The following is a 785-nucleotide window of genomic DNA, read 5'->3' as shown; positions in this document are numbered from 1 at the left end:
ACAATCAACAATTTAAAATCTAAAATAATAAATGGGTGCTTTTGTAATAAGTAAAAGGTTTAACGATGAGTATAAGTTCGTGTTTACTTCCAGAAAAGGCAAAGTGATATTTACGAGCTTGAGTTATGAATTGAAATTTGAGTGCGAAGAAGATATCGAAAAATTTAAAGTCAGTATAGAATTAGCTCGGTTTTTAAAATTTAAAGGCTCAGGAGGGAAGTATTTCTTTAAGTTGATGTTGGGCGAGCTTCATTTTGCAACAAGTCGTAAATACACTACAGAATTGCTTTTGCAAAAAGGGATTAAAGAAATTGTAACGTATGCTTCGAGATCGGAGATTTTGGATTTCTCTTCGAGTGAATCTATTTTTGAAGATGAGCTCATTGAAGATGAGGTAGAGGAATAAAAAAAAGCGATTGCCGTGGCAATCGCTTTTTTTTTTTGCTACATGATTAATTGTAAAAAATTAACCACAAAAAAAACCATCTCAAGGATGGTTTTAAAATCTTTAGAACTGAGTTCTAATTATTTTTTTACTTCTTCTACTTTAGCAGCAGCAGAATCAACTACAGCAGCAGCAGAATCAACAGCAACAGCAGTAGAATCTACAGACTCAGTAGCTGCAGCATCAGCTTTTTTACAAGAAACAACAGTTAAAACAGCAACAACAGCTAAACTTAAAAATACTTTTTTCATCTTACTTTATTATAAAAGGTTAATTATTAATTCGTGGCAAAGATATAAATTTTTTAATATGTAAAATATTTTTTTATTTTTTTTTTAAA

At 30.2% G+C, this 785-nt stretch carries 2 protein-coding genes; one reads left to right on the top strand and one right to left on the bottom strand.

All coding sequences use genetic code 11. The annotated features are described in order from the left end of the window. Window positions 1–31 precede the first annotated feature (31 nt). Window positions 32–406, top strand: coding sequence for a DUF1508 domain-containing protein (locus B0A64_RS24760; RefSeq protein ID WP_089482101.1), 375 nt, complete (start codon window positions 32–34; stop codon window positions 404–406). A 119-nt stretch (window positions 407–525) separates the two neighbouring features. On the opposite strand, the gene B0A64_RS25365 is transcribed toward B0A64_RS24760, so the two are convergent. Further along, window positions 526–696: a PG1828 family lipoprotein gene (locus B0A64_RS25365; RefSeq protein ID WP_165769881.1), complete on the bottom strand. Its 171-nt coding sequence runs from the start codon at window positions 694–696 to the stop codon at window positions 526–528. Between the last annotated feature and the right edge of the window lie 89 nt (window positions 697–785).

This window comes from Flavobacterium araucananum (genome assembly GCF_002222055.1).
GTDB classification, from domain to species: Bacteria; Bacteroidota; Bacteroidia; order Flavobacteriales; family Flavobacteriaceae; genus Flavobacterium; species Flavobacterium araucananum.
Note: the sequence above shows the minus strand (reverse complement) of the source record. Positions and strands in the feature narration are given on the sequence as shown.

What these genes read in the sequence shown, in the direction of transcription:
- B0A64_RS25365 (WP_165769881.1), bottom strand. Translation starts at nt 696, where the DNA reads ATGAAAAAAGTATTTTTAAGTTTAGCTGTTGTTGCTGTTTTAACTGTT.
- B0A64_RS24760 (WP_089482101.1), top strand. Translation starts at nt 32, where the DNA reads ATGGGTGCTTTTGTAATAAGTAAAAGGTTTAACGATGAGTATAAGTTC.